Here is a 23,755-nt window from a genome sequence, read left to right on the forward strand (position 1 = left end):
CGTTATATTCTCGGTCGCTTAAACCGAAGCAGTCGTGTGCAATAACATAATAATAATTTGATCAGGGGAAGTTCCTCATGCCACTGTCGGGGGCGCTAAGGCGCCATGCCACCTATCCTCGCCGAATCGCATGGAGTAGTGCGATGGCCGGTGGCGTATTCTTTCTGCTGTTTGCCGCCCTGTCATTTCACCAGACCTGGCAGAAGCGCGAACGACAGCATCAGCAACTGCTGGAGAACAGCCGCACAGCATTACAGCAAACGCTTTCCAGCCTGCTCAACAGCACCCTCAGTCCCCTGCTTCCGTTCACCCACACTGCCTGTCATACCATTAATCGTGAACTGACCTCGCGCGCCGCGTTTGCCGGTAATCTCCGCGCCATCCTGCTGGTTAACGACGGCAATGCCTTTTGCTCCTCGGCCACCGGCAGTTTTAGCCTGCCGCTTAATGTGATCGCACCTGATAGTGATGTCTCACGTGACATCGATCTGCAGCTGATGTCAGGCACGCCGCTTCAGCCAAATAAACCGGCGCTGGGATTGTGGATTAAAAATCCTGGCAGTAAGCAGTCAGGTGTCTTCGCGACGCTGAATATCAGTCTGGCTCCCTACCAGCTGCAGGTCTCCGGGCATCCGGAAATTACCGGTATGGCGCTGATGGCGCAAAAGAGTGCCTTAACCAGCTGGCAGCCTGGCGTGATGAAAAATAAAAGTCTGCCGCCGCCGCTGTATCAGCAGGCGCTGACAGGCTATCCGCTGAAGTTTGTGTTGTTCGGTTCGGTTCTGGCGTTCAGTGATTATCAGAATATCCTGCTGTGCAGCCTGCTGCTGTCACTGCTGGTTTCCGGCGGCTGCTGGCTGCTGTTATCTGTTTATCAGCGTCCGGGGAAAGAGCTGATTCGGGGCATGAAGCGCGGCGAGTTTCACGTTGAATATCAGCCGCTGGTCACCTCCCATGATGGTCAGCCTTATGGTATGGAAGCGTTACTGCGCTGGACCCATCCGACCGAAGGCCCAATCCCGCCCGATGTGTTTATTCAGTATGCCGAGTCGCAGAACCTGATTATTCCGCTGACCCGGCATCTGTTTCAGCTGGTTTCCCGTGATGCGCACCAGCTGTGTCATACCATTCCCCGTCATGCCTGCCTCAGCCTCAACATCTCTCCGCTGCATCTGGCTGACAGCTGTTTCCGGCAGGATGTGCTGCGCTGGCTTGATACCATGCCTGCAGCTCACTTTAATTACGTGTTTGAGATTACCGAGCGCGCCATGGTGCGCGATGAAAACGTCGGGGAACTGTTTGACTGGCTGCATCAGCAGCATATTAACATTGCCATAGATGACTTTGGCACCGGCCACAGTGCGCTGATCTATCTGGAACGTTATGCGTTTGATTACCTGAAAATCGATCGCGGTTTTGTCCAGAGCATCGGCACAGAAACCCTGACCTCGCCGGTGCTGGACACCGTGCTGCAGCTGGCGAAGAAACTGAATCTGAAAAGTGTGGCGGAAGGGGTAGAAACCGGCGAACAGGCCGCCTGGCTGATCCATCGTGGCGTGACTCATCTGCAGGGTTACATCTTCAGCCGTCCGCTGCGACCGGAAACGCTGATAGACTATTTCCGGCGTCATAACGCCTGAGACTCTCTGGCCCGAATCGCGCCGAACATTTAACGGGAGAGAACATGCTATTTCGCTTAGGATTTCTGCTGCTGTGCGGCCTCTTCAGCGCCCCGCTGCTGGCTGCATCGGTCCTGCAAACGTTCGCCTTCACACAGGCCGGCGAAGCGAAATATCCGCCCGGCTTCAGCCATTACGATTACGCTGACCCCCGCGCGCCAAAAGGCGGCAGCATTACCCTGGCGGTAGTGGGCACTTACGACAACTTTAACCGCTACGCCTCACGCGGCAATCCGGGCATCAACACCGGCACGCTTTATGACGGCCTGTACACCAGCTCAGACGATGAACCGGGCAGCTATTATCCGCTGATTGCTGAATCAGCCCGCTACGCCAGCGATTTTACCTGGATTGAGATCCGCCTGAATCCCCGCGCCCGGTTCCATGACGGCACACCAGTCACTGCCCGCGACGTAGCGTTCACCTTTCAGAAGTTCATGACCGAGGGCGTGCCTCAGTTCCGCGTCGCCTACCGTGGCGTGACCGTCAGGGCGCTGGACGATCTCACGGTCCGCATCGAGGCACAGAAACCGGATAAAGATCTGCTGCTTGGGTTACTGACGCTACCGGTTATCCCCGAGTCGTTCTGGCGCGATAAGAAGTTTAACGAGCCGTTAAGCGCACCACCGCTTTCCAGTGGGCCTTATCGCATCACGCGCTGGAAGCTGGGCCAGTTTATTGAGTTCAGCCGGGTAAAAGATTACTGGGCCGCCGATCTGCCGGTGAATCGCGGACGTTTTAATTTTGATCGCATGCGCTATGACTACTATCTGGATGACAATGTGGCGTTCGAAGCCTTTAAAGCGGGTGCGTACGACTGGCGTGAAGAGACGTCGGCGAAGAAATGGGCGACCCAGTATCGCGGTCGCAATTTCGACAATGGCAGCATTGTTAAAGAAACCGCGCCCAATGACGCCGCTATCGATACCCGCTGGCTGGCATTCAACAATGAAAAACCGCTATTCCAAGATCGCCGCGTGCGCCAGGCGTTGTCACTGATGTTCGATTTCGAGTGGATGAACAAAGCGCTCTATTACGGTGCCTGGCAGCGTGCCAGCAGCTACTTCCAGAATACAGAGTATGCGGCCCACGGCGTGCCGGATGCAGAGCAGCTGGCGCTGCTTGAACCCTGGCGCGCGCAGCTGCCACCTGCGCTGTTCAGCCAGCCTTACCTGCCGCACAAAACCGATGGCAGCGGCTATGACCGCGCCAGTCTGTTAAGCGCGTTTGACCTGCTGAAACAGGCGGGCTGGCAGATTAAAAATCGCCGACTGATTAACGATAAAACCGGTCAGCCGTTCACCGTCGAGTTGCTGTTGCGCAGCGGTTCTAACAACGACTGGGCGTTACCGTTGCAGCACAACCTTGCGCGGCTCGGCATTACGCTGAACCTGCGGCAGATCGACAGCTCGCAGTATCTGCGGCGCCTGCGTGAAGGCGACTATGACATGATTGCCACCGTTTATGGGGCGATGCCAATCCCGACCTCCAGTCTGCAGATCCTCTGGCAGTCCGACTACATCACCTCGTCGTGGAATACCGCGCGGGTCAAAGACCCAATTGTCGACCACTTTGTGAAACAGATTATCGCGCATCAGGGCGACCCTGCCGCGCTGCGGCCGCTGGCACAGGCGCTGGATCGGGTACTGCTGTGGAATGCGTATATGATCCCGATGTGGTACAACGCTGAACAGCGGCTGGCGTACTGGGATAAGTTTTCACACCCTGCCCGCAAGCCTGCCTACAGCACCGGGCTGGAAAACTGGTGGTACGACACAAACAAAGCCGGACACCTGCCGGCCAGCAAACGCTAAGGAGATGACCGTTGGCCGCATACTTTCTGCGCAGATTGCTGCTGATTATCCCGACCTTATGGGCGATCATCACGCTTAACTTCTTTATCGTGCAAATCGCGCCCGGCGGACCGGTCGATCAGGCGCTGGCAAATATTGAGTTTGGTCAGACCACCGGCCTGCCCGGCAGCGGCGCGGAGAGCGCCAGTTCACGCGCCAGCGTCAGTCATCTTAATCCCGCCGATAATCAGTACCGTGGCGCGCGCGGGCTGGATCCCGAAGTGATTGCGGAAATTAAAAAGCGTTACGGCTTCGATAAACCGCTGTGGCAGCGCTACGGCGAGATGTTGTGGAACTACCTGCGTTTTGATTTTGGCGACAGCCTGTTTCGCAGCGCCTCGGTGATCGGGCTGATTAAGGAGAGCCTGCCGGTCTCCATCAGTCTGGGATTATGGAGCACGCTGATCATCTATCTGGTGTCGATCCCGCTGGGGATCCGCAAAGCGGTGCGCAACGGCAGCGCCTTTGATGTCTGGAGCAGCGCGTTTATTATCATTGGCTACTCCATTCCGGCTTTTCTGTTCGGCATCATGCTGATCGTACTGTTTGCCGGTGGCAGCTATCTCGACTGGTTCCCGCTGCGCGGGCTTACGTCTGCGCAGCACGACACCCTGCCCTGGTATGGCAAAGTAGTGGATTACTTCTGGCATATCGCCCTGCCGGTACTGGCAACGGTGATTGGCGGCTTTGCCACACTGACGATGCTGACGAAAAACGCCTTTCTGGATGAGATCCGCAAGCTCTATGTGGTGACCGCGCGCGCCAAAGGCGTGCCGGAACGCCGTATTCTCTATCACCATGTTTTTCGTAATGCGATGCTGCTGGTCATCGCCAGCTTCCCCGCCACGTTTATCAGCATGTTTTTTACCAGTTCGGTGCTGATCGAAGTGATGTTCTCGCTCAACGGGCTTGGGCTGCTCGGCTATGACGCGACACTGCAACGTGATTATCCGGTGATGTTTGGCACACTCTATATTTTCACGCTGATCGGTTTGCTGATGAACATTCTCAGCGATCTGACCTATACGCTGGTCGATCCGCGCATCGATTTCGGGAGCCGCTCATGACGCTCTCTCCACTGAATCAACAGCGCTGGCAGCGCTTTCGCCATAACCGGCGCGGCTACTGGTCACTGTGGATCTTTCTGGTCATTTTCCTGCTATCGCTGTGTGCCGAACTCATCGCCAATGACAAGCCGCTGCTGGTGCATTACCAGCAGCGCTGGACGGTGCCGCTGCTGTTTGACTACAGCGAAACCGACTATGGCGGCGTACTGGCGACAGCTTCAGATTATCAGGATCCCTGGCTGCGGCAGCGTATTGCGCAGAACGGCTGGGCTTTATGGGCTCCGATTCGCTTCAGCGACAGCACCATCAATTTTGCTACTCAGGTGCCGTTCCCCTCTCCGCCCTCTGCGCAGAACTGGCTCGGCACGGACGCCAACGGTGGCGACGTACTGGCCCGGCTGCTCTATGGCACGCGCATCTCCCTGCTGTTCGGCGTGCTGCTGACACTTATCTCCAGCGTCATCGGGATTGTGATTGGCGCGGTGCAGGGTTATTTCGGCGGCAGAATTGATCTGATTGGGCAGCGGATGATTGAGGTCTGGTCCGGCATGCCTGCGCTGTTTCTGTTGATCCTCCTCTCCAGCGTCATTCAGCCCGGTTTCTGGTGGCTGCTGCTGGTCACCGTGGCGTTCGGCTGGATGAGCCTGGTGAGCGTGGTCCGGGCCGAGTTTTTGCGAACCCGAAACTTTGATTACATCCGCGCAGCACAGGCGCTGGGCGTCAGCGATGGCCGGATTATGCTGCGTCACATGCTACCTAACGCGATGGTGGCTACCCTGACCTTTCTGCCCTTTATTTTGTGCGGATCGATTACCACGCTCACCTCCCTCGACTTCCTCGGCTTTGGTCTGCCGCTGGGTTCGCCCTCGCTGGGCGAGTTACTGCTGCAGGGCAAAAATAACCTGCAGGCACCCTGGCTGGGCCTGGCGGGCTTTTTCACCCTGGCGATCCTGCTCTCGCTGCTGATTTTTATCGGTGAAGCGGTGCGCGATGCCTTTGATCCGGGCAAAGGAGCCTGAATGACAACGCCACTGCTTGCCATCAATCACCTCTCGGTCGCCTTTCGTCAGGGCGAGCAGCTTCGCCAGGTCGTGGATGACGTTTCACTGCGCATCGACGCGGGCGAAACGCTGGCGCTGGTGGGTGAGTCGGGTTCCGGGAAGAGCGTTACGGCGCTATCGGTGATGCGACTACTGCATGAGGCGGCAGTGGTTTATCCCCGTGGAGAGATTCTGTTTAACGGTGAAGATCTGCTGCGCGCCCGCGAGCAACGACTGCGCGCGATTCGCGGCAACCAGATTGCGATGATTTTTCAGGAGCCGATGGTATCGCTCAATCCGCTGCACACCGTGGAGAAGCAGCTGGTTGAAGTGCTGTCACTGCATCGCGGGCTGCGTCGTCCGGCGGCACGCGGTGAGATTCTCAGCGTACTTGATCGGGTCGGTATCCGTCAGCCTGACACCCGGCTCAATGATTTCCCCCACCAGCTTTCCGGCGGGGAACGCCAGCGGGTGATGATCGCCATGGCGCTGCTGACCGAGCCGCAGTTGCTGATTGCCGATGAGCCGACCACTGCACTGGATGTGACGGTACAGGCGCAGATTCTGGCGCTGCTGCGTGAACTGCAGCGGGAGCTGAATATGGGCATGCTGTTTATCACCCATAACCTGAATATCGTGCGTCAGCTGGCAGATAACGTCAGCGTGATGCGTCAGGGTCACATCGTGGAACAGAATCGCAGCCAGATACTGCTGAACCAGCCGCAACATCCTTACAGCCAGCAGTTGCTGGCTGCGGAGCCGGAAGGAAAAGCGCTGCCGCTACCCGCAGACGCGCCGGTCATTCTTCGGGTCGAACAGCTTCAGGTCAGTTTTGCGCAGCGGCGCGGACTGTTCCGGCGGCAGACCAGCGAAAAGCAGGTGCTTTCCAGGCTGAGTTTCAGCCTGCGGCGGGGCGAAAGTCTGGGTCTGGTGGGCGAGTCCGGGTCGGGTAAAAGCACCACCGGCCTGGCGCTGTTGCGGCTGATTTCCTCACGTGGCGACGTCTGGTTTGACGGCCAGCCGCTGCATCAGCTGTCGCGCCGGCAACTTCTGCCGCTGCGTCAGCGCATTCAGGTGGTGTTTCAGGATCCCAATTCCTCGCTCAATCCGCGTATGACGGTGCAGCAGATTATTGCTGAAGGTCTGGCGGTGCATCAGCCCGAACTGAACAGTGCCCAGCAGGTGCAGCGGGTGATTGCGGTGATGGAAGAAGTGGGACTGGAAGCGGAAAGCCGGCATCGTTATCCGGCCGAATTCTCTGGCGGTCAGCGACAGCGTATTGCTATCGCGCGGGCACTGATTCTGGAGCCGGAGTTGCTGATACTGGATGAACCCACCTCATCGCTGGATCGCACGGTGCAGAAGCAGATTCTGACGCTGTTACGCCGCTTACAGCAGCAGCGTCAGCTCAGCTATCTGTTTATCAGTCACGACCTGGATGTGGTTCGCGCCCTATGCCACCAGCTTATTGTGCTGCGTCAGGGGGAGGTAGTGGAACAGGGAGAGTGTGAAACGTTGTTTGCGTCACCGACGGCTGTGTATACCCGCGAGCTGCTGCAGTCGGCGCAACTCAACCTGCGATAAAGGTTTCCGCAATCGCCACGCCCTGATTCTTCAGGCAGCAGTTAGTGGCGCTTTCGTCGCGACGCTGAATAAACAGGCAGGGCTGCCCTTCGCACTCGGCCACTTTGCAATCGACCTGAATATCCGCCAGCACCTCTTTCAGCTGCTGCAGGATCTCCCACGCCGGAATGCCGTCATGGCTGATCAGACGCAATGCCACGAACTCCTGCTCATCCAGCGTTGTGTCATCGGATTCAATGGCACTGTGGTGATCGCTGGCCCAGCGAAAACGCTGTGGCAGACGATGCACAATTGAAAGTTGCAGCATAGGTTACTCTCCCCGATGAGTTTATGTCGCAACACCGACCTGCCCGGCTGAAAACGGGTTGATCCCCGCAGAGTCAGGACAGGGATGACTGGCCCGTCCATGCGGATTGCAGAAGCGCATTTTTTGCGACTTACATCGCACTTCAGCCTATATGTACCGCGTTCACACGCCGTTAACAATCATTTTAGACGCATTGTGGTTACTTTTTTAGCTAAAAGTTTTCACAAGTAAGAAACAAAACCGGCGAGATGTGCATCACTGCGGGCAACGGCGGGGAAACCACTGCGCCCGATTAACGGGGCGCAGTGCGGGAACGTGAAGCGTAGAAAAAGATCAGCAGAGAGATTGTTGCGCAGAGCGCGATAGTGCCGACCATTGGCCAGGCGCTGTTAAAACTCACCAGCGACAGCAACGCCCCCACAAACGCACCGACGCCAAAACGCAGCGTGCCCGCCAGGGACGAGGCCGTGCCCGCCATGTGCGGGAACTCATCCAGAATCACCGCCATCGCATTCGATGAGACCATCGACACACAGCCGATAAACAGCGCGATTCCCATCACCAGCGGCAGGAAACCGAGGCTGAAAGCGCTGACAATCAGCAGCCAGATCCCCATGCAGAACTGAATCAGCAGGCCCAGCCGGAACATCGCTACCGGGCCAAAGCGGCGCACGGCGCGGCTGTTAATCAGCGTCAGCAGAAACAGGAACACCACGTTAAGGCCAAAGTAGTAGCCAAAGTTTTGCGGTGAGACGTGATTCAGCTCGATGTAAACAAAGGGACCGGCATTGAGAAAGGTAAACAGCCCGGCAAAAGAGAAGCCGCTCGCCAGCATATAGCTGAACGCCCGTTTGTGGCGAAACAGGGTCACGAAATTGCCCAGCGTGGTGCGCAGGTGAAACCGCTGTCGCTGCTCCGGCTTCAGGGTTTCGCGGATCTGGGTAGTGACCAGCACGGTCGTCACCAGTGCCGCGCCCGCAAGTGCCCAGAAGATGGCATGCCAGCTCCAGAGCACCAGCAACCAGCCGCCGATAATCGGGGCCAGCAGCGGCGCAATGGTGGTAATCAGCATCACAAAGGACATCATGCGCGAGAAGTCCTCTTTCGAGTAACTGTCACGCATCAGGGCATTGATCACCACACTGGCTGCGGCAGCTGACAGCCCGTGCAGGAAGCGCATCAGAATCAGCTGGTCGATGCTCTGCGACAGCGCACAGGCCGCGGCGGCACAGGCGAAGATCAGGGTGCCGAGTGCAATCACCGGCTTACGCCCATAGCTGTCTGCCAGTGGCCCATAAATAAGCTGGCCAATCGCGAAGCCAAGGATGTAGAGGTTAAGCGACATCTGCACGCTACCGGCTGACACGCCGAACTCACGCGCAATCTGCGGCATCGCAGGCAGATACATGTCGATCGACAATGGCATCAGCATGGCTAACAGACCAAGGATGACAACCAGTCCTGTTGGCGAATTCTTTTCCTTACGCACACCCTCTCCTGCACAAATGAATCAGGTACGGGCCGCCTGGCCCGCCCGGTTATTTTGCCTGCAGCTCTTTTGGCAGACCGATACTGGCGATCTCGTCTTCTGTCAGCGCCCGGTATTCGCCCGGTTCCAGATCGTCGTCCAGCGCAATGTCACCGATACGTTCGCGATGCAGCTCAATGACCCGGTTACCGACGGCCGCAAACATCCGTTTCACCTGGTGATAGCGGCCTTCGCTCAGGGTCAGCCGCACGTCTGTGGGGGTAATCACCTCCAGCTGTGCCGGTTTCGTCAGGTCCTTCTCATTGTGGAGCTGCACGCCCGCGGTAAACTGCGCGGCCGTATCGTCACCGATCGGCGATTCCAGGGTGACGCGATAGGTTTTCTCGCAGTGATGACGTGGCGAGGTAATGCGGTGTGACCACTGGCCATCATCTGTCAGCAGCACCAGCCCGGTGGTGTCAATATCAAGACGCCCTGCCGCGTGCAGTTTGAATGACATTGGCTCTTCGATGAAATAGAGGATAGTCGGATGATCGGGATCGTCGGTTGAGCAGACGTAGCCCTGCGGTTTGTTCAGCATAAAGTAGCGTGGGCCGGTGAGCATCTGCAGCACGTTGCCGTCGTAGGCGACTTCGTGGTCGGGCAGCAGTTTAAACGCGGTGTCGCGCACCACTTCACCGTTGACGGTGACACGCTGGCCACGGATCTCGCGATGAGCGATAGCGCGGCTGATTTCCAGTTGCTGAGAGATGAATTTGTCGAGTCGCATGAATTCGTTTTGCCTGTTACTGCGGAGGGAATCTGAAACGGCCTGGTTAACCGTTGAAAATGTGCGGGAAGTATAACGTGATCCGCGCCAGCCTGACAGCGCGTTTACCGCCCTTTCATGGCATAATTACCCCCAGTTTTATAAAAGTGAGCAACATGTCTTTTACCTTACGCCCCTATCAACAGGATGCGGTGAATGCCACCGTGGCGCATTTCCGTCGCCATCAGGAGCCTGCCGTTATTGTGCTGCCAACCGGTGCCGGAAAGAGTCTGGTGATTGCCGAGCTGGCACGGCTGGCGCGTGGCCGGGTGCTGGTGCTGGCGCACGTGAAAGAGCTGGTGGCACAGAACCACAGCAAATATCAGGCTTACGGACTGGAAGCCGATATCTTTGCCGCCGGCCTGCAGCGCAAAGAGAGCCAGCGCAAAGTGGTGTTTGGCAGCGTACAGTCGGTGGCGCGCAACCTCGACCTGTTCGACAGCGCCTTCTCGCTGGTAATCGTCGATGAGTGTCATCGCATCGGCGATGATAAAGAGAGCCAGTATCAGCAGATCTTCAACCATCTGCGTCAGCACAATCCTCAGCTCCGTTTACTGGGCCTGACCGCCACGCCGTTCCGGCTGGGTAAAGGCTGGATTTATCAGTTCCACTATCACGGCATGGTGCGTGGCGACGAAAAGTCGCTGTTCCGCGACTGCATCTATGAACTGCCGCTGCGCTATATGATCAAGCATCAGTTCCTGGTGCCACCTGAGCGGCTGGATATGCCTGTGGTGCAGTATGATTTCAGCCGCCTGACGGCACAGTCTAACGGCCTGTTCAGCGAAGCCGATCTGAATCGCGAACTGAAACAGCAGCAGCGCGTGACACCCCATATCATCCGTCAGATTGTGGAGTTCGCCGAAGATCGGCTGGGGGTGATGATTTTCGCCTCAACGGTAGAGCATGCGCGGGAAATTCTGCAGCTGCTGCCTGAAAACAGCGCGCTGGTATCCGCCGAAACGCCCGCCCGCGAGCGCGATGCCCTGATTCTGGCGTTTAAAGCGCAGCAGCTGAAATTCCTGGTGAACGTGGCGGTGCTGACCACCGGGTTTGATGCCCCGCACGTGGATCTGATTGCGATCCTGCGCCCGACCGAGTCGGTGAGCCTCTACCAGCAGATTGTCGGACGCGGGCTGCGACTCTCGCCCGGTAAAACCGACTGTCTGATCCTGGATTACGCCGGTAATCCGCACGATCTCTTTACGCCCGAAGTCGGCGCGCCTAAAGGGGCCAGCGACAATCAGCCGGTTCAGGTTTTCTGTCCCGCCTGCGGTTTCGCCAACACCTTCTGGGGCAAGGCGACCGCCGATGGCATGGTGATTGAGCATTTTGGCCGACGCTGTCAGGGCGTGCTGGAAGATGATGAGGGTGAGCGCGAACAGTGTGATTTCCGCTTCCGCTTTAAAAGCTGCCCCGACTGCGGCGCAGAGAATGATATTGCCGCCCGGCGCTGCCATCAGTGCGACAAAATTCTGGTCGACCCGGACGATATGCTTAAAGCTGCCCTGAAACTGAAGGATGCGCTGGTGCTGCGCTGTGGCGGCATGACGCTGGAACAGGGCCACGACGCCAAAGGTGAATGGCTGAAGGCAACTTATCATGATGAGGAAGGCACCAGCGTCAGCGAACGGTTTCGCCTGCAGACACCCGCACAGCGTAAGGCGTTTGAACAGCTCTTTATGCGCCCGCATCAGCGCGCGCCCGGCGTACCGCTGGGCTGGCAGACCGCCGCTGACGTGCTGGCGTTGCAGCCCCTGCTGCGACATCCCGACTTTGTCGTGGCGCGCGCCAAAGGCCAGTTCTGGCAAATCCGCGAGAAAATGTTCGATTATCAGGGTCGTTATCGCCGCGCCAATGAGCTACGGTAATCCCTGCTGGCGGGTATATCGTTTGCTACCACCCGGCATAACGGCTATACTGCCGCCCGCTTTTGCATGTGCATCAGCGGGATTGAATAACCTGCCTGTTACTGGGTCGCCTGTAGCAGGATTAAATAAAGAGATATATTAATGCTCACTATCAATGCAGTAGAACGTAAAGAGCAGGGTAAGGGTGCGAGCCGCCGCCTGCGTACAGCAAACCGTTTCCCGGCCATCATCTACGGTGGTTCTGAAGCGGCTGTTGCCATCGATCTGGATCACGACTCAGTCATGAACCTGCAAGCTAAGCCAGGTTTCTACGACGAAGTTCTGACCCTGTCAGTTGACGGTAAAGAAACTAAAGTGAAAGTTCAGGCTGTTCAGCGTCACCCGTTCAAGCCAAAACTGTTCCACATCGACTTCGTTCGCGCTTAATCGCGAATTACGTTGAAAAACAGAAGGGCCGGTTGAGAAACCGGCCCTTTTATTTTGTCGCTGCCAGGCCAAATCATCATCGTGGGCAGGGAATCAAAGCCGGGCTAAGCCCGACTTAGGTTTGATAACGTCTGCATCGGCTTTGCTGAAAGATTGAGCCAGCGAAGAGAACACGGTCAGATCGGAAAGACGCTAATGCCACTCCCTGGCCGCTCGGCCCGCGCCGTCCATGGCGCGGGACGCTTTCCTCCTCTGCCCGTGTTCTCTGCGCAATTATTTGGTTGCGGCCAGTTTAAACCCGATTTGAGATGGTCAGCAGTTTGAGCCGGGCTAAGCCCGGCTTTTTTATTTGCTGCTGGTACGGCGCTGGAGCTGATCGCGCAGATTAGGCGGTGTGCCCTTAATCGTCAGAGTGTCTGTGGCCGGATCCCAGAAAATGCGTTCACCCAGCAACATCGCATCAAAGTTCAGCGTCAGTCCCCCGCCGCTTCCGGCAAACTTTGTCAGCTGGCGCAGCGTGCTGCGATCCGCAGGGAAACTCTCTTCCAGCTCGTAGCCCTGCTCCTGGGTAAAGGCCTGGAAGGTTTTTTCGCCCAGCGGTGGCAGTTCGCTCGACAGATCCTCCAGCGCAATCTCTTCGCCCGCCTGCAGCTGCTCGTTGCAGTAGCTGTAAACCTGCTGACGATAGTTCTGCCGCTCCTGCTTATCCAGTTCCGATTCGTTGCAGTAGTCATCGACCGCCTGCAACAGACCGCGGTTCTGCGCCTTAGTGTCTAATCCCACTTCGGCTCCGAGGAAGTCCATAAAGAAGTCAGCAACCTTACGACCAACGCGGCCGCGCAGGAAGGTCAGGTAACGGGTCGATTCCGGGTTGGTTTCCCATTCGGTTAAGTCGATACGCGCTACGATGTCCGCATGATTGATATCGAGATAATGCGTGCTGCTGATATCCAGCTGCTCATTGACGCGCATGCTGGACTGGCTGTTCAGCACCGCAATCAGCAGGTACTCCACCGCCAGATAGCGATAGTGAATAAACAGCACCACGCCGCCTTCCGCAAACGGGTATTTTGCCAGCTCATCGCGCAGACGACCGGTCGCGGCACGGCTAAAAGCGAGAAAATCATCGTTGCCCTTACGACAATTACGCAGCGCTTCTGCCAGTTCACTCTCAGCGTTGAACAGGCCATAGGCTTTGCTTTTTGCGCTGTAAACCCGGTGTAACTCCTCCACCATCGCGTTGACCGTGTTGGTGGCAGGCAGCAGCGAATCGCGCAGCGCCAGTTCAAGCTGGTTTTCATCGCGTTTGATTAACTGATGCAGGGCAATCTGGTCGATATCCAGACTCATGGTAGACTCTCCTTTTAGCACAGGCGCGTATTCAAACACCGCCAGCATCGGCTTTCAACTCCATGCTGAAAGCGAACGCGGTACTTTCGATAAAATTGCGGTAAAAAGTGCGCTGTTCCGGTAATATATCGCCTTTTGAAATGAGCTTAGACGACGATATGGCACAATCATCACGCTACAGTGACGAACGCGTGGAACAACTCCTCGCGGAAATGGCCCAAATCCTGCACAAGGATAAAGCCCCCACCGACCTCTCCCTGATGGTACTGGGAAATATGGTGACCAACTTAATTAACAGCGATGTCGCTCCGGCGCAACGTCGTTCACTGGCACGCTCTTTCGCCGATGCCCTTCAGGCATCTGTGCGCGACGACAACGCTCATTAATTGGCTGATTTGACTTCATAATATGGTAACCAACCGGCAGCGCTACCGCGAAAAAGTCTCCCAGATGATCAGTTGGGGGCACTGGTTTGCTCTGTTTAATATCTTATTCGCGCTGATTTTAGGCAGTCGCTACCTGTTGGTCGCCGACTGGCCTTCTTCGCTGGCGGGGCGTATCTACGCCTATACCAGCTGGGTTGGCCACTTCAGTTTTGTCGTGTTTGCCGCTTATCTGCTGATTATTTTCCCGCTGACCTTTGTGGTGATGTCGCAGCGGCTGATGCGGGTGTTATCCGCGGTGATTGCGACGTCCGGGCTGACGCTGGTGATGGTCGACAGTGCGGTCTTTAGCCGTTTCCACCTGCACCTGAATCCGGTGGTGTGGGAACTGGTCATTAACCCCGATCAGAGCGAGATGGCGCGTGACTGGCAGCTGATGTTTATCAGCGTGCCGCTGATTTTCCTGGTCGAGATGCTGTTTGCGACCTGGAGCTGGCAGAAGCTGCGCAGCCTCAATCGCCGTTCATTTGGTAAACCTGTCGCTGCTCTGTTTATCAGCGCCTTCTTTGCCAGCCACCTGATGTATATCTGGGCCGATGCCAACTTCTATCGCCCGATTACCATGCAGCGTGCCAATCTGCCGCTTTCTTATCCGATGACCGCCCGCCGCTTCCTGGAGCGTCACGGCTTGCTGGATGCGCAGGAGTATCAGCGCCGTCTGGTTCAGCAGGGGGATCCGGAAGCGCTGGCGGTAGAATATCCACTGAGCGACATTACGTTCCGTGACGCCGGGACACGCAATAACCTGCTGGTGCTGACCGTCGATGGTCTGAACAACGCCACGCTGGCCAAAGCGCTGCCGCAACTCAATCAGTTTGCCAGCGAGAACGTGCGTTTCACGCAGCACTACAGCGCGGGTGATACCCCGGAGAAAGGCTTATTCGGCCTGTTCTACGGTATCTCCTCCAGCTACATGAACGGAATCCTGGCTTCCCGGACGCCGTCTGCCCTGCTGGGTGCATTGAGTACCCAGGGTTATCAGTTTGGCCTGTTCTCCTCAGAAGGCTTTAATCCGCCGCTCTACCGCCAGGCATTGCTGACCGATTATTCACTGCCTGCCACCAGCAGTCAGCCCAACGCCAGCACCGTGGCGCAATGGCAGAACTGGCTGGAGAAACAGAAAGATTCACAGGCGCCCTGGTTCTCATGGATCGCCCTGAACGGCCCTGATGTGACCGGCGACAGTGCCAAAGCGCGTCAGCGCAGCTATCTGCGTCAGGCTCCGGCTGTTGATGAACAGATTCACGCGGTGCTCAGCAGCCTGCAGGCACGTGATTTGCTGAAGAACACCGTCGTGGTGATCACCGCGCAGCGTGGTCTGGCGCTGGACGGCAATCCTGACAGTGCCGGAAACCGCCAGACGTTGCAGGTGCCGTTAGTGATTCACTGGCCTGACACCCCCGCGCAGACGGTTGATCGCCTTTCGGATCATCAGGATGTGATGGCGACGCTGATGCAGCGCCTGCTGCATGTGCGGACCAATCCGGTGAATTACTCGCAGGGTGAAGATCTGTTTGCAGCGCGTCGTCGCCATGACTGGGTCGCCAGCAGCGAAGAGAATAAACTGGTCATTACCACGCCGCAGGTGACGCTGGTGCTCAACAACAATGGCAGCTATCGCGCTTATGATGCGCAGGGCAACGCGCTTAAAGATCACAAGCCAGAGCTGGCATTGCTGTTGCAGGTACTCACCGAGGAGAAGCGGTTTATCGCTAACTGATTAATTATCAGGCAAATAGTTTGCGGGTATCTTGCATTCATGACGATAACCAGTAGACTTATCTCCCAGTGTTCGGCACGTAGCGCAGCCTGGTAGCGCACGGTCATGGGGTGTCCGGGGTCGGAGGTTCAAATCCTCTCGTGCCGACCAAATTACTCTGACAGGTCAAAGGGTTAATCGAAAGATTAGCCCTTTTACTTTATGGTTGCTCTGAATCTCTACAGCGCTCCAGTTTCTCCAGACTCGTCCCAGGCCGTTTTGTCCGTCACCGTGCGCAATAGCGCTACGCTCTCTTATTTGCACCCTCACAACAGGCGCTGCTTTGGCTGCGCCCCAGGCGACCCCTTGGGTTAGCGGTTTGCTTCGGATGGCGGCTTAAGATGTGAGTGACGAACACGCAGCTCCCCCTTTCTCCAGTGGCCGTCCGGCACTGCTTTACCAGAAATTAGCCGATTAAGCGCCTCTTCCATCAGAAGATCCAGACGCTGGCTATACGTTGTAAGCTGCCAGCCTGGCGCCGCGGCTTCATCAATATCGTCAAAGCCGACGACGGCGATGCCCGGCTTCCCTGCCCTGTCCCGCAGGGCCGCCATCACGCCGAGTGCCAGTTCATCGTTTTCGCAAAACAGCGCATCGATGCGTTCAGACTCAGAGGCGTGCTGCAGCCAGGCGTTTATGCAGCCATAGCTCAACTGTCGGTCATAATATTCCGTACTGAGTTCAAGCGTCAGCTCGATGCCCGCAGCGCGAAGCTCATCACAAAAACCCTGTTTGCGCTGCAGATGTGCGCCCGCACCCGGTCCGGCCATATAGCCAAATTTCTTATGTCCCTGCGCGATTAACAGACGCGCAATTGTCCGTCCGGCCTGATACCCGTCAATATTTACAACGTCGATCTCCTGCCCTTCCGTGTTACGGCAGACCTGCACCAGGGGAATATCGTGCATTTCTGCAGCAATCGCCACGAATTCAGGCGTCAGTACAGTTCCAAGAAACAGAATGCCGTCCACCTGCAACTGATCGGCCAGTGACATCACGGAATAATAATTATTGCCGGTAATATTCAGTAGCAATGCCATATAGCCGCGCTGCTGAAGCTGACGGGTCACTTCATCCAGCATCATCATGGAATGCGGATTTTTTAATTCATCAATGGCCACACCAACAATATGGGTGCGCTTTTGTGATAGTCCACGAGCCAGCAGATTGGGCCGATAGCCAAGCTCACTGGCGATAGCCAGCACCCTGTTACGGGCTTTCTCAGAAATCGAGGCATCAGGAATAAACGCCCGTGACACTGTCCATTTTGAAACGCCAGCGCGAGCTGCCACATCGCTGGCCGTTACTTTTTGTCGTTTTAAAGGTTTATCGCTCATTCAGTGCCTGGGTAAGTATTCATTGTAGTCATCAGGTTTAACTGTCTGATTATAATGGCTTTTAATACTGCCAAAATCTTCTGCATGGATAAGAAAAATAATATGACAGGAAAATTTTAAAAATGCACCCGGTTGCAAATATTTTGTGATCCCGCATCAGTAATTGTCTAAAACATGATTGACTAAATTTAACACCTCTTACACATTCGTAGCATCTTCAACGCAATTGTATTTCCTGAATGCACTCTTAAGTTCATGTTTGCACCCGGGTGCAAACATGAAGTTAAGAGTGCGGCTTAGGTGCAGAGAAGTCACACCGGGCAGGAAGCTATAGCTCTTCGCAGCAGGGACTGACTGACATCCATTCCACAGGATCCGATGATGAAAAAGATACTGAATGTGCTGCTACTGATAACAGCCATGCTCTCTTCAGGCCTACAGGCAAAAACGGCCCGGATTGGTGTAGCGCTGGCCAGTTTTGACCTTAACTTTGTCTCTATACTGCGCACGCAGATGGTTCATGAACTGGATGCACAGGGCATGAAAGGACAGTTCTCAGACGCCAGGGGTGACGTCGAGCTTCAGATACAGCAGGTTGATGATTTTATTAACCAGGGTGTGGACGCCATCATTCTTAATCCGGTCGATACCCAGGGCGTATTGCCTATGATAAACGCCGTAAAGCGTGCCGGTATCCCCCTGGTTTTTGTTAATCGCAAACCTGAAGTGCCGCTGACCGGGCAAATGGCCTATGTGGGCTCTGACTCAGCCCTCAGCGGGAAAATGCAGATCGAAGCACTGGCTAAAATCATGAACTATCGGGGCAACATCGCGATTCTGATGGGTGCACTGTCGAATGAGGAGGCCCGCGAGCGCACGCGTGCGGTAGAAGAATTTGTGGCACAGCATCCCGACATGAAGGTCATTGAGAAGCAGACCGCCCGATGGCAACGCAATGAAGCCGTGGATGTCGTCTCAGCCTGGCTTCTTAACGGCACGCCGGTGAATGCCGTTGTTGCCAATAATGATGAAATGGCCATTGGTGCCATCATGGCTCTGAATCAGGCGAAGAGAAAAGATGTCCTGGTGGCAGGCATCGATGGAACGCCGGATGGCCTGCAATTTATCAAAAATGGTGAAATGGTGGTGACGGTTTTCCAGGATGCCAGAGCGCAGGCGACGGGTGCCGTGAGCGTGGCCGCTGCACTGCTCCATAAGCAGAAAACCGCAAACTATCACTGGATCCCCTATCAGACCGTCACCCAAACGAATTACCCGCAGTTCAGTCAGCAGCAACAAAAATAGCCTTTAAATATACCCCCAATTGCACCCGGGTGCAGAAAATCGAAAGGAGTTATTATGTTAAACGGTGAGAAAGTGATTCCCCGCCCGCTACGCTGGGCAATGATCGGGGGCGGTCGCCTCAGCCAGGTAGGCTATAAACATCGTTCAGGTGCCCTGCGCGATAACACGGCCTACCAGCTGGTTGCCAGTGCATTTGACATTGACGCTGCGCGGGGGTGCGAGTTCGGTATCAATCTTGGTCTGTCAGCGGAACGCTGCTATGACAACTATCAGCAGTTGCTGACAGAAGAGGCAAAGCGCGACGACGGCATTGAGGTAGTCACAATAGCGACACCTAACGGCACGCATTTTGAGATTACCCGGGCAGCCCTGAATGCCGGCATCCACGTTATCTGTGAGAAACCGCTATTTTTCACCTCCGCAGAGGCCCGGGAAATAAAAGCACTGGCGGCGGAAAAAGGCCTTATCGTTGGCGTGACTTACGGCTTCTCCGGCCATCCACTGCTGATGCAGATGCGCGCGATGATCGCCAAAGGTGAGATTGGCGATGTTCGAATGGTTGAGTTGCAATATACCCACGGCTTCAGTGCGAATGACAATGCCGATAAGTTCAGCGATGCACAGAAGTGGCGCGTTGATCCAAAAATTGTAGGGCCTTCTTTTGTACTGGGTGATATCTCGACACATACGTTTTACATTTCCCAGCTTGTTCTGCCGGATTTAAAAATCAAAAGCCTGCTGTGCGATCGCCAGAGTTTTATTCCCTCACGAGCGCCGCTGGAAGACAACGCGATGGTGCTGATGCACTACGAAAACGGCGCCGTTGGCCGCATGTGGGCTTCCGCCATTAACGCCGGTTCGATGGACAGTCAGAGTATCCGCGTCATCGGCTCACGCGCCAGCCTGGAGTGGAGTGATTATAACCCGGGTGAACTGAAATTTGAGGTGCAGGGCCAGCCGAACCAGATACTTCACCACGGCATGCCCTACCTTGATGAAAGTGCGCTGGCGGATGAACGTCTGGGCGCACTGCATACGGAAGGTCTGGCAGAGTCCTGGGCCAACATTTACCTGAAGTTTGCCCGAGCCATCAGCGCAACGCAGAACGGTGACCGCCGCACACTGGAAACGCTGGTCTATCCCGACATGAATGCGGGCGCCGAAGGCGTGCGCTGGATTGAAAACTGCGTGCGCTCGGCAGACAACGGCGCCAGCTGGGTTGATTACCAATAAGGACAGACGATGAAACTCTCTTTCTGTACAGACAGCCTGGGCCACCTCCCCTTTGAGCAGATGCTGGATAGACTGCTGGAGCTGGGCGTGACTGGCGTTGAAATGACGACGGGCGGCTGGTCCTCTGCACCGCATGTGCCAACGACCGCCCTGCTTGAAAGCGCCTCAAAACGTCAGCAGTTTCTTCAGGCTATCGAAAGCCGCGGTATGTCGATTGCGGCACTGAACGTATCGGGCAATCCGCTCGACCCGGGCGAACTGGGTCAGCGACACAAGCGCGATAGTGAAAATGCCCTGCGGCTGGCGGGTGAACTCGGCGTGAAGAAGATCGTGATGATGAGTGGCCTGCCACCGGCAAGCCCGGAAGACACCATCCCGAACTGGATCACCTACACTGTCAGCTGGCCACCCACGCTGAAAAACTGTCTGGACTATCAGTGGAACGAGGTCGCCATCCCTTACTGGCAGGGACTGGTGGAACGGGCAAAAACCTGTGGCGTAGAAAAGTTCGCGCTGGAGAATTTCAGCTCAATGCTGGTCTGGAACCCGGAAACGCTGTTCCGGCTGCGGGAAGCGGTTGGCCCGATGGTCGGTCTTAACCTCGATCCCAGCCACCTTATCTGGATGGGGGCCGATCCGATTGCCGCCGCACGCGCACTCGGCCCTGCAATTCACCACTGTCATGGTAAAGACGTCCGTCTTGAGCGCGGGCTGGTTGAGATCAATGGCCTGCTGGAAACCAAACCGGTTGAAGATGTCGCTAACCGGGCATGGAACTATGTCGCCGTAGGCTGTGGTCAGGACCTTAAATGGTGGAAGGAATTTTTCTCGGTTGTCCGCATGATGGGGTACAACGACTGGGTCTCACTGGAAATGGAAGACTTAACCATGTCAGTCGACGCGGGGATAACCTCATCCATTGCAGCCCTGCAGCAGACCATCAGTCAGTAAGAACGCCACCGGCTGGCTGCCGTCGAAGGTTAACTTTACGCGCGCCTTCGTAATACGTTCTATACTGAATAGCAAGTGGGTAACAAGAGGAGAGTTTATGACGGTAATTGAAAAAGACGATCCAACCGAAGCACCTGAGTCCGGCGATAAGCAACCTTCCCCGCCAGACGAAAAGTAACCCACAGGGCCGCGATTAACGCGGCCTTTCTTTGTCGCTGCTTCCCATTGCTTAATATTCAGATTAATCCCGAACGGGGTTAACATTCCTTATGTAATCATCAGGTTAAAGCTTGCAAAAAAGCCTGATCCGCCTCACAAAAGTAGCCACCCGCTGCGCTTTTTCATCAAACTGAAACAAAAATGTCACAGAAAATAACTACCCTGAACTCCCCAGAAATTGACGGATAATTTTTATGGCGATCAAAGCGAAAAGCCTGAAAGATGCAGAAGCGTTACTTCATTCAGGCATTAGCAAAGTGGAACTGGCGTATGACATTGGCAGCGACGATTTCTTTCGTCTGGCGAGCCACTGGTGCGACCGGGGTGCACGCATCAGCAGGGGTCACCACCATTTCGTTGTTTCTCTTAAAAGTTTTGCCATTCCTCCCAACGACTGATTGCGGCGGGCTGCTTGCCCTGAACCATCGCGCCTGATTAAATGCTTTTTTGGGTTCTGATGATGGTTTCGCATGCGCTATCCCGACCTGCCGCTGCCGCCTGTTGCAGGCGGCTTTATCCTTTCCTGTCATCTTAACCACAGCGATCCTTTGCTGGCGGTGAGTCACTTTGACCCACAAAAATATCATGACGCGCTGGCTGTCGAATGGGGTATTCCGCTGCCCGCCCGACTGCAGCAGGCGGTCAATAAAAGACGTGCGGAATATCTCGCCAGCCGGTTACTTGCCCGGTCAGTAATGGCAGAACTGGGCATTGATGATTTCATTCTGACTAACGCTCCTGACCGATCTCCCCTCTGGCCTGCCGGCATTCAGGCGTCACTGTCACACAGTAGTGGTGTCGTCGTCGTGGCGGCTACCCGTCAGCCCTGCGCAGTTGGCGTCGATGTCGAGCAGTTGATGTCCGAGACCACGGCACAGGAAACGGCAACGCTGCTGATGAACGAGCAGGAACAGCAGCTGTTGCGGACGCTGCCCGTCTCCTTCAGTGCGGCCGCCACCCTGCTCTTCTCGCTCAAAGAAAGCGTATATAAAGCGCTATGGCCACAACTGCATCAGCCGATGGACTTTCTGGATGCGGCACTGGTGTCCGTAGATTTCGCGCAGCAAAGTGCCACGCTGAGCCTGACTCAGCACTTCGGCGAGCGCTTTGCGAGGGGGACGTTACTGCAAGCGGACTTTATGTGGCAGGAGAATCAGGTCATCACCCTGGTCACGCATCGGCTTTAAAAAACCGGCTTAACAAGAGTATTTAGCCGGGGTAAACACAGACGAAAGAAGACGTTTCAGGATGGCAGAAACCGACGTTTCTGCTGGTTGTTAAAGTAGCCTTTCTGATGCGCAGCACGCCAGTGCGCTTTTCTGCTAAGTTTTGCCAGCTGCCGTCAAAGCCCGGTGTCAGTGCGCTTTACCGAGTCGAGCGTGGCGAGGTCGCGCTCATTACCGGTCAGCTCCGTTAACTGGCCTTCGCGCATCTCCAGCAGCCGATCGGCATGAATGAAGTAATGATCGTCATGGCTGATGGCAAACACCGTTTTACCCGCCTGCTGCAACCACGGCAGCAGCTCGCGATAAAAGATGCGGCGAAAATGGGGATCCTGATCGGCCGCCCACTCATCCAGTAACAGCACATCGCGCTCTTCCGCCACCGCCAGCAGCAGTGCCAGTCGCTTACTCTGCCCTTTGGATAGCCGCAGGTTCAGCACTTTGTTGCCTTCAATTTTCAGCTTATCCTGCATCTTCAGCCGCTCCAGCCACTGCTGAACCAGCGCCGGATTGGCCGCAACCCCTTCCCGTCCGATTAACCGGTCAAACAGATGCAGGTCGGTAAAGACTGCCGAGAACTGGCTGCGCCACACATCCAGCTCGTCAGCCGTGATCGCTTTACCATCCAGCAGCAGCGTGCCGGACTGCGGCTGATAAAGTCCGGTCAGCAGCATCGCCAGCGTCGATTTCCCGCTGCCGTTGCCGCCAATCAGAAATACCAGCTCCCCCCGGCGCAGCGTCAGGTTAACTGGTCCCACCTGGAAGCCATTATCACCATAGTGGAAAGAGACGTCGCGCAGCTCCAGTGTCTGCCAGTCAGAGACGGCAGATGGGGCGTGAAACCCGGGCTGATAAGGCGCGAGGTCAAAGGCGTTGAGCTTACGGAAAGCGACCTGGGCGCTGAGCAACGTCGGTAACGCACCCACCGCCGAGAGCAGCGGCGTGCGTAAGAACAGCAGCGTCAGGGAAAAGGTGGCGGCGACGGCGGTATTAGCCCAGCCCAGGCTGTTAGCCATAAAAAAGACCATGCCGATAGCGCCTAACGTCATGATATTTGACCAGTTAACCGCACTGAGATGGTAAGTATCCGCGCGTACAATATGATGACGCCAGGCGCGGGCATCTTCCTGATACACGGTGTCATAAACCTGCTGCGCACGGGAGCGGTTAAGCTGCAGCTCTTTGCGCCCTTCAATCACCGTCTGGTAATCGCGATAGAGGTTATCTTCGATTTCCCGCAGCTTTGCCATGTGCTGATAGACACGTGAAACCAGCATCCAGCCGCCCACCAGCGTGACACCCAACCAGAGACTGGTCACCAGCAGCATTTTGGGCGACAGCCAGGCGAGATAAATTGCCGAGCCAAGCGTAATGATGACGCCCTGAAACAGCTCCGGCAGGCGCACAAAGGCCAGCGTTATCGCCCGCACATCGCTCGTCAGTCCCGCCAGCAGCTGCGCACTGCCGAGTTGCTCGATGCGCTCAACCCGGGAATCGAGGATACGCTTAATAAACTCGCCGCGCAGTCGCCAGACAAACTGATGGCCGAGCATCGTCAGCGCCAGCTGCGAGGCCAGCGTCACCGCCATCAGCACCACCAGCTGCAGCAGAAACTGCGGCAATACCGCAAAGGAGGTGTTAATGGCGACAATCATTTCGCGATTGATGAAGGCGATCATGCCGATACCCAGCACGGCGCTTAACAACGTCAGCGCAATCACCCCGAGAAAAGGCCAGCGGAACTGGCGAAAAACAACGCTTAACAACGTCATGCAGGCAATCCATCAGCTAAAAACAGCCTGCAGTGTAAT

General features: G+C 56.0%; 20 protein-coding genes and 1 tRNA gene. 15 read left to right on the plus strand and 6 right to left on the minus strand.

Annotated elements, in window-relative coordinates; translation table 11 throughout:
• Nucleotides 1–77: 77 nt before the first annotated feature.
• From pdeN to yejF, 5 genes are read left to right on the plus strand one after another with little or no spacing between them, the layout of a single operon-like run.
• A complete protein-coding gene (pdeN, locus tag AC6I8C_RS12785; protein ID WP_419963693.1) occupies nucleotides 78–1,640 on the plus strand; it encodes a cyclic di-3',5'-guanosine monophosphate phosphodiesterase PdeN in 1,563 nt (520 codons plus the stop codon).
• A gap of 44 nt (nucleotides 1,641–1,684) precedes the next feature.
• Entirely contained in the window at nucleotides 1,685–3,493 is a 1,809-nt protein-coding gene (locus AC6I8C_RS12790; RefSeq protein ID WP_497822699.1) for an extracellular solute-binding protein, read from the plus strand.
• A gap of 11 nt (nucleotides 3,494–3,504) precedes the next feature.
• Nucleotides 3,505–4,599 (plus strand): microcin C ABC transporter permease YejB, encoded by a 1,095-nt coding sequence (locus AC6I8C_RS12795; protein WP_497822700.1) that lies wholly within the window; start codon nucleotides 3,505–3,507, stop codon nucleotides 4,597–4,599.
• Nucleotides 4,596–5,618 (plus strand): ABC transporter permease, encoded by a 1,023-nt coding sequence (locus AC6I8C_RS12800; RefSeq protein WP_497822701.1) that lies wholly within the window; start codon nucleotides 4,596–4,598, stop codon nucleotides 5,616–5,618. Before AC6I8C_RS12795 ends, AC6I8C_RS12800 begins: the two co-directional genes overlap by 4 nt.
• Nucleotides 5,619–7,223 (plus strand): microcin C ABC transporter ATP-binding protein YejF, encoded by a 1,605-nt coding sequence (yejF, locus tag AC6I8C_RS12805; protein ID WP_497822702.1) that lies wholly within the window; start codon nucleotides 5,619–5,621, stop codon nucleotides 7,221–7,223.
• On the opposite strand, the gene AC6I8C_RS12810 is transcribed toward yejF, so the two are convergent.
• The 3 genes from AC6I8C_RS12810 to rsuA form a co-directional block, all read right to left on the minus strand.
• A complete protein-coding gene (locus tag AC6I8C_RS12810; protein ID WP_098052788.1) occupies nucleotides 7,210–7,530 on the minus strand; it encodes a YejG family protein in 321 nt (106 codons plus the stop codon). The two genes, yejF and AC6I8C_RS12810, sit on opposite strands and share 14 nt — an antisense overlap.
• 292 nt (nucleotides 7,531–7,822) lie before the next feature.
• Nucleotides 7,823–9,019 carry a Bcr/CflA family multidrug efflux MFS transporter gene (locus AC6I8C_RS12815; RefSeq protein WP_497822703.1) on the minus strand — a complete coding sequence of 399 codons (1,197 nt, stop codon included), beginning with the start codon at nucleotides 9,017–9,019 and terminating at the stop codon, nucleotides 7,823–7,825.
• Nucleotides 9,020–9,068: 49 nt separating this feature from the next.
• A complete protein-coding gene (rsuA, locus tag AC6I8C_RS12820) occupies nucleotides 9,069–9,788 on the minus strand; it encodes a 16S rRNA pseudouridine(516) synthase RsuA (protein WP_033733312.1) in 720 nt (239 codons plus the stop codon).
• A gap of 155 nt (nucleotides 9,789–9,943) precedes the next feature.
• Here rsuA and radD point away from each other — a divergent pair, with 155 nt between their 5' ends.
• Both radD and rplY read left to right on the plus strand, forming a co-directional pair.
• A complete protein-coding gene (gene radD / locus AC6I8C_RS12825) occupies nucleotides 9,944–11,698 on the plus strand; it encodes a DNA repair helicase RadD (protein WP_497822704.1) in 1,755 nt (584 codons plus the stop codon).
• 141 nt (nucleotides 11,699–11,839) lie between these two features.
• Nucleotides 11,840–12,124 (plus strand): 50S ribosomal protein L25, encoded by a 285-nt coding sequence (rplY, locus tag AC6I8C_RS12830; RefSeq protein ID WP_013358540.1) that lies wholly within the window; start codon nucleotides 11,840–11,842, stop codon nucleotides 12,122–12,124.
• A gap of 345 nt (nucleotides 12,125–12,469) precedes the next feature.
• Here rplY and yejK read toward each other — a convergent pair whose 3' ends face one another.
• Nucleotides 12,470–13,474 (minus strand): nucleoid-associated protein YejK, encoded by a 1,005-nt coding sequence (gene yejK / locus AC6I8C_RS12835; RefSeq protein ID WP_013358541.1) that lies wholly within the window; start codon nucleotides 13,472–13,474, stop codon nucleotides 12,470–12,472.
• Nucleotides 13,475–13,632: 158 nt separating this feature from the next.
• Here yejK and AC6I8C_RS12840 point away from each other — a divergent pair, with 158 nt between their 5' ends.
• The 3 genes from AC6I8C_RS12840 (at nucleotide 13,633) to AC6I8C_RS12850 (ending at nucleotide 15,787) form a co-directional block, all read left to right on the plus strand.
• Nucleotides 13,633–13,860: a YejL family protein gene (locus AC6I8C_RS12840; RefSeq protein WP_010248348.1), complete on the plus strand. Its 228-nt coding sequence runs from the start codon at nucleotides 13,633–13,635 to the stop codon at nucleotides 13,858–13,860.
• A 22-nt stretch (nucleotides 13,861–13,882) separates the two neighbouring features.
• A complete protein-coding gene (gene yejM / locus AC6I8C_RS12845) occupies nucleotides 13,883–15,637 on the plus strand; it encodes an LPS biosynthesis-modulating metalloenzyme YejM (RefSeq protein WP_497822705.1) in 1,755 nt (584 codons plus the stop codon).
• Nucleotides 15,638–15,710: 73 nt separating this feature from the next.
• Nucleotides 15,711–15,787, plus strand: a tRNA-Pro gene (locus tag AC6I8C_RS12850).
• Between the two features lie 200 nt (nucleotides 15,788–15,987).
• Here the strand turns inward: AC6I8C_RS12850 and AC6I8C_RS12855 are convergent.
• The gene (locus AC6I8C_RS12855) at nucleotides 15,988–17,013 is read right to left on the minus strand and encodes a LacI family DNA-binding transcriptional regulator (protein ID WP_497822706.1); all 1,026 of its coding nucleotides are present in this window, start codon (nucleotides 17,011–17,013) and stop codon (nucleotides 15,988–15,990) included.
• Between the two features lie 381 nt (nucleotides 17,014–17,394).
• Here AC6I8C_RS12855 and AC6I8C_RS12860 point away from each other — a divergent pair, with 381 nt between their 5' ends.
• The 5 genes from AC6I8C_RS12860 (at nucleotide 17,395) to AC6I8C_RS12880 (ending at nucleotide 21,908) form a co-directional block, all read left to right on the plus strand.
• The gene (locus AC6I8C_RS12860) at nucleotides 17,395–18,318 is read left to right on the plus strand and encodes a substrate-binding domain-containing protein (RefSeq protein WP_497822707.1); all 924 of its coding nucleotides are present in this window, start codon (nucleotides 17,395–17,397) and stop codon (nucleotides 18,316–18,318) included.
• A 54-nt stretch (nucleotides 18,319–18,372) separates the two neighbouring features.
• A complete protein-coding gene (locus AC6I8C_RS12865; protein WP_497822708.1) occupies nucleotides 18,373–19,551 on the plus strand; it encodes a Gfo/Idh/MocA family protein in 1,179 nt (392 codons plus the stop codon).
• 9 nt (nucleotides 19,552–19,560) lie between these two features.
• Nucleotides 19,561–20,502, plus strand: coding sequence for a sugar phosphate isomerase/epimerase family protein (locus AC6I8C_RS12870; RefSeq protein ID WP_497822709.1), 942 nt, complete (start codon nucleotides 19,561–19,563; stop codon nucleotides 20,500–20,502).
• A gap of 413 nt (nucleotides 20,503–20,915) precedes the next feature.
• Entirely contained in the window at nucleotides 20,916–21,119 is a 204-nt protein-coding gene (locus AC6I8C_RS12875; RefSeq protein ID WP_003854174.1) for a hypothetical protein, read from the plus strand.
• Nucleotides 21,120–21,191: 72 nt separating this feature from the next.
• Nucleotides 21,192–21,908 (plus strand): 4'-phosphopantetheinyl transferase family protein, encoded by a 717-nt coding sequence (locus tag AC6I8C_RS12880; RefSeq protein ID WP_497822710.1) that lies wholly within the window; start codon nucleotides 21,192–21,194, stop codon nucleotides 21,906–21,908.
• A gap of 155 nt (nucleotides 21,909–22,063) precedes the next feature.
• Here the strand turns inward: AC6I8C_RS12880 and AC6I8C_RS12885 are convergent, their stop codons facing one another.
• Nucleotides 22,064–23,716, minus strand: a complete 1,653-nt coding sequence (locus AC6I8C_RS12885) for a multidrug ABC transporter permease/ATP-binding protein (RefSeq protein WP_497822711.1) — start codon at nucleotides 23,714–23,716, stop codon at nucleotides 22,064–22,066.
• Between the last annotated feature and the right edge of the window lie 39 nt (nucleotides 23,717–23,755).

Source organism: Pantoea sp. X-Soil-YNGN-844 (assembly GCF_059730595.1).

What these genes read in the sequence shown, in the direction of transcription:
- pdeN (WP_419963693.1), top strand. Translation starts at nt 78, where the DNA reads ATGCCACTGTCGGGGGCGCTAAGGCGCCATGCCACCTATCCTCGCCGA.
- AC6I8C_RS12790 (WP_497822699.1), top strand. Translation starts at nt 1,685, where the DNA reads ATGCTATTTCGCTTAGGATTTCTGCTGCTGTGCGGCCTCTTCAGCGCC.
- AC6I8C_RS12800 (WP_497822701.1), top strand. Translation starts at nt 4,596, where the DNA reads ATGACGCTCTCTCCACTGAATCAACAGCGCTGGCAGCGCTTTCGCCAT.
- yejF (WP_497822702.1), top strand. Translation starts at nt 5,619, where the DNA reads ATGACAACGCCACTGCTTGCCATCAATCACCTCTCGGTCGCCTTTCGT.
- AC6I8C_RS12810 (WP_098052788.1), bottom strand. Translation starts at nt 7,530, where the DNA reads ATGCTGCAACTTTCAATTGTGCATCGTCTGCCACAGCGTTTTCGCTGG.
- rsuA (WP_033733312.1), bottom strand. Translation starts at nt 9,788, where the DNA reads ATGCGACTCGACAAATTCATCTCTCAGCAACTGGAAATCAGCCGCGCT.
- radD (WP_497822704.1), top strand. Translation starts at nt 9,944, where the DNA reads ATGTCTTTTACCTTACGCCCCTATCAACAGGATGCGGTGAATGCCACC.
- rplY (WP_013358540.1), top strand. Translation starts at nt 11,840, where the DNA reads ATGCTCACTATCAATGCAGTAGAACGTAAAGAGCAGGGTAAGGGTGCG.
- yejK (WP_013358541.1), bottom strand. Translation starts at nt 13,474, where the DNA reads ATGAGTCTGGATATCGACCAGATTGCCCTGCATCAGTTAATCAAACGC.
- AC6I8C_RS12840 (WP_010248348.1), top strand. Translation starts at nt 13,633, where the DNA reads ATGGCACAATCATCACGCTACAGTGACGAACGCGTGGAACAACTCCTC.
- yejM (WP_497822705.1), top strand. Translation starts at nt 13,883, where the DNA reads ATGGTAACCAACCGGCAGCGCTACCGCGAAAAAGTCTCCCAGATGATC.
- AC6I8C_RS12855 (WP_497822706.1), bottom strand. Translation starts at nt 17,013, where the DNA reads ATGAGCGATAAACCTTTAAAACGACAAAAAGTAACGGCCAGCGATGTG.
- AC6I8C_RS12860 (WP_497822707.1), top strand. Translation starts at nt 17,395, where the DNA reads ATGAAAAAGATACTGAATGTGCTGCTACTGATAACAGCCATGCTCTCT.
- AC6I8C_RS12865 (WP_497822708.1), top strand. Translation starts at nt 18,373, where the DNA reads ATGTTAAACGGTGAGAAAGTGATTCCCCGCCCGCTACGCTGGGCAATG.
- AC6I8C_RS12870 (WP_497822709.1), top strand. Translation starts at nt 19,561, where the DNA reads ATGAAACTCTCTTTCTGTACAGACAGCCTGGGCCACCTCCCCTTTGAG.
- AC6I8C_RS12875 (WP_003854174.1), top strand. Translation starts at nt 20,916, where the DNA reads ATGGCGATCAAAGCGAAAAGCCTGAAAGATGCAGAAGCGTTACTTCAT.
- AC6I8C_RS12880 (WP_497822710.1), top strand. Translation starts at nt 21,192, where the DNA reads ATGCGCTATCCCGACCTGCCGCTGCCGCCTGTTGCAGGCGGCTTTATC.
- AC6I8C_RS12885 (WP_497822711.1), bottom strand. Translation starts at nt 23,716, where the DNA reads ATGACGTTGTTAAGCGTTGTTTTTCGCCAGTTCCGCTGGCCTTTTCTC.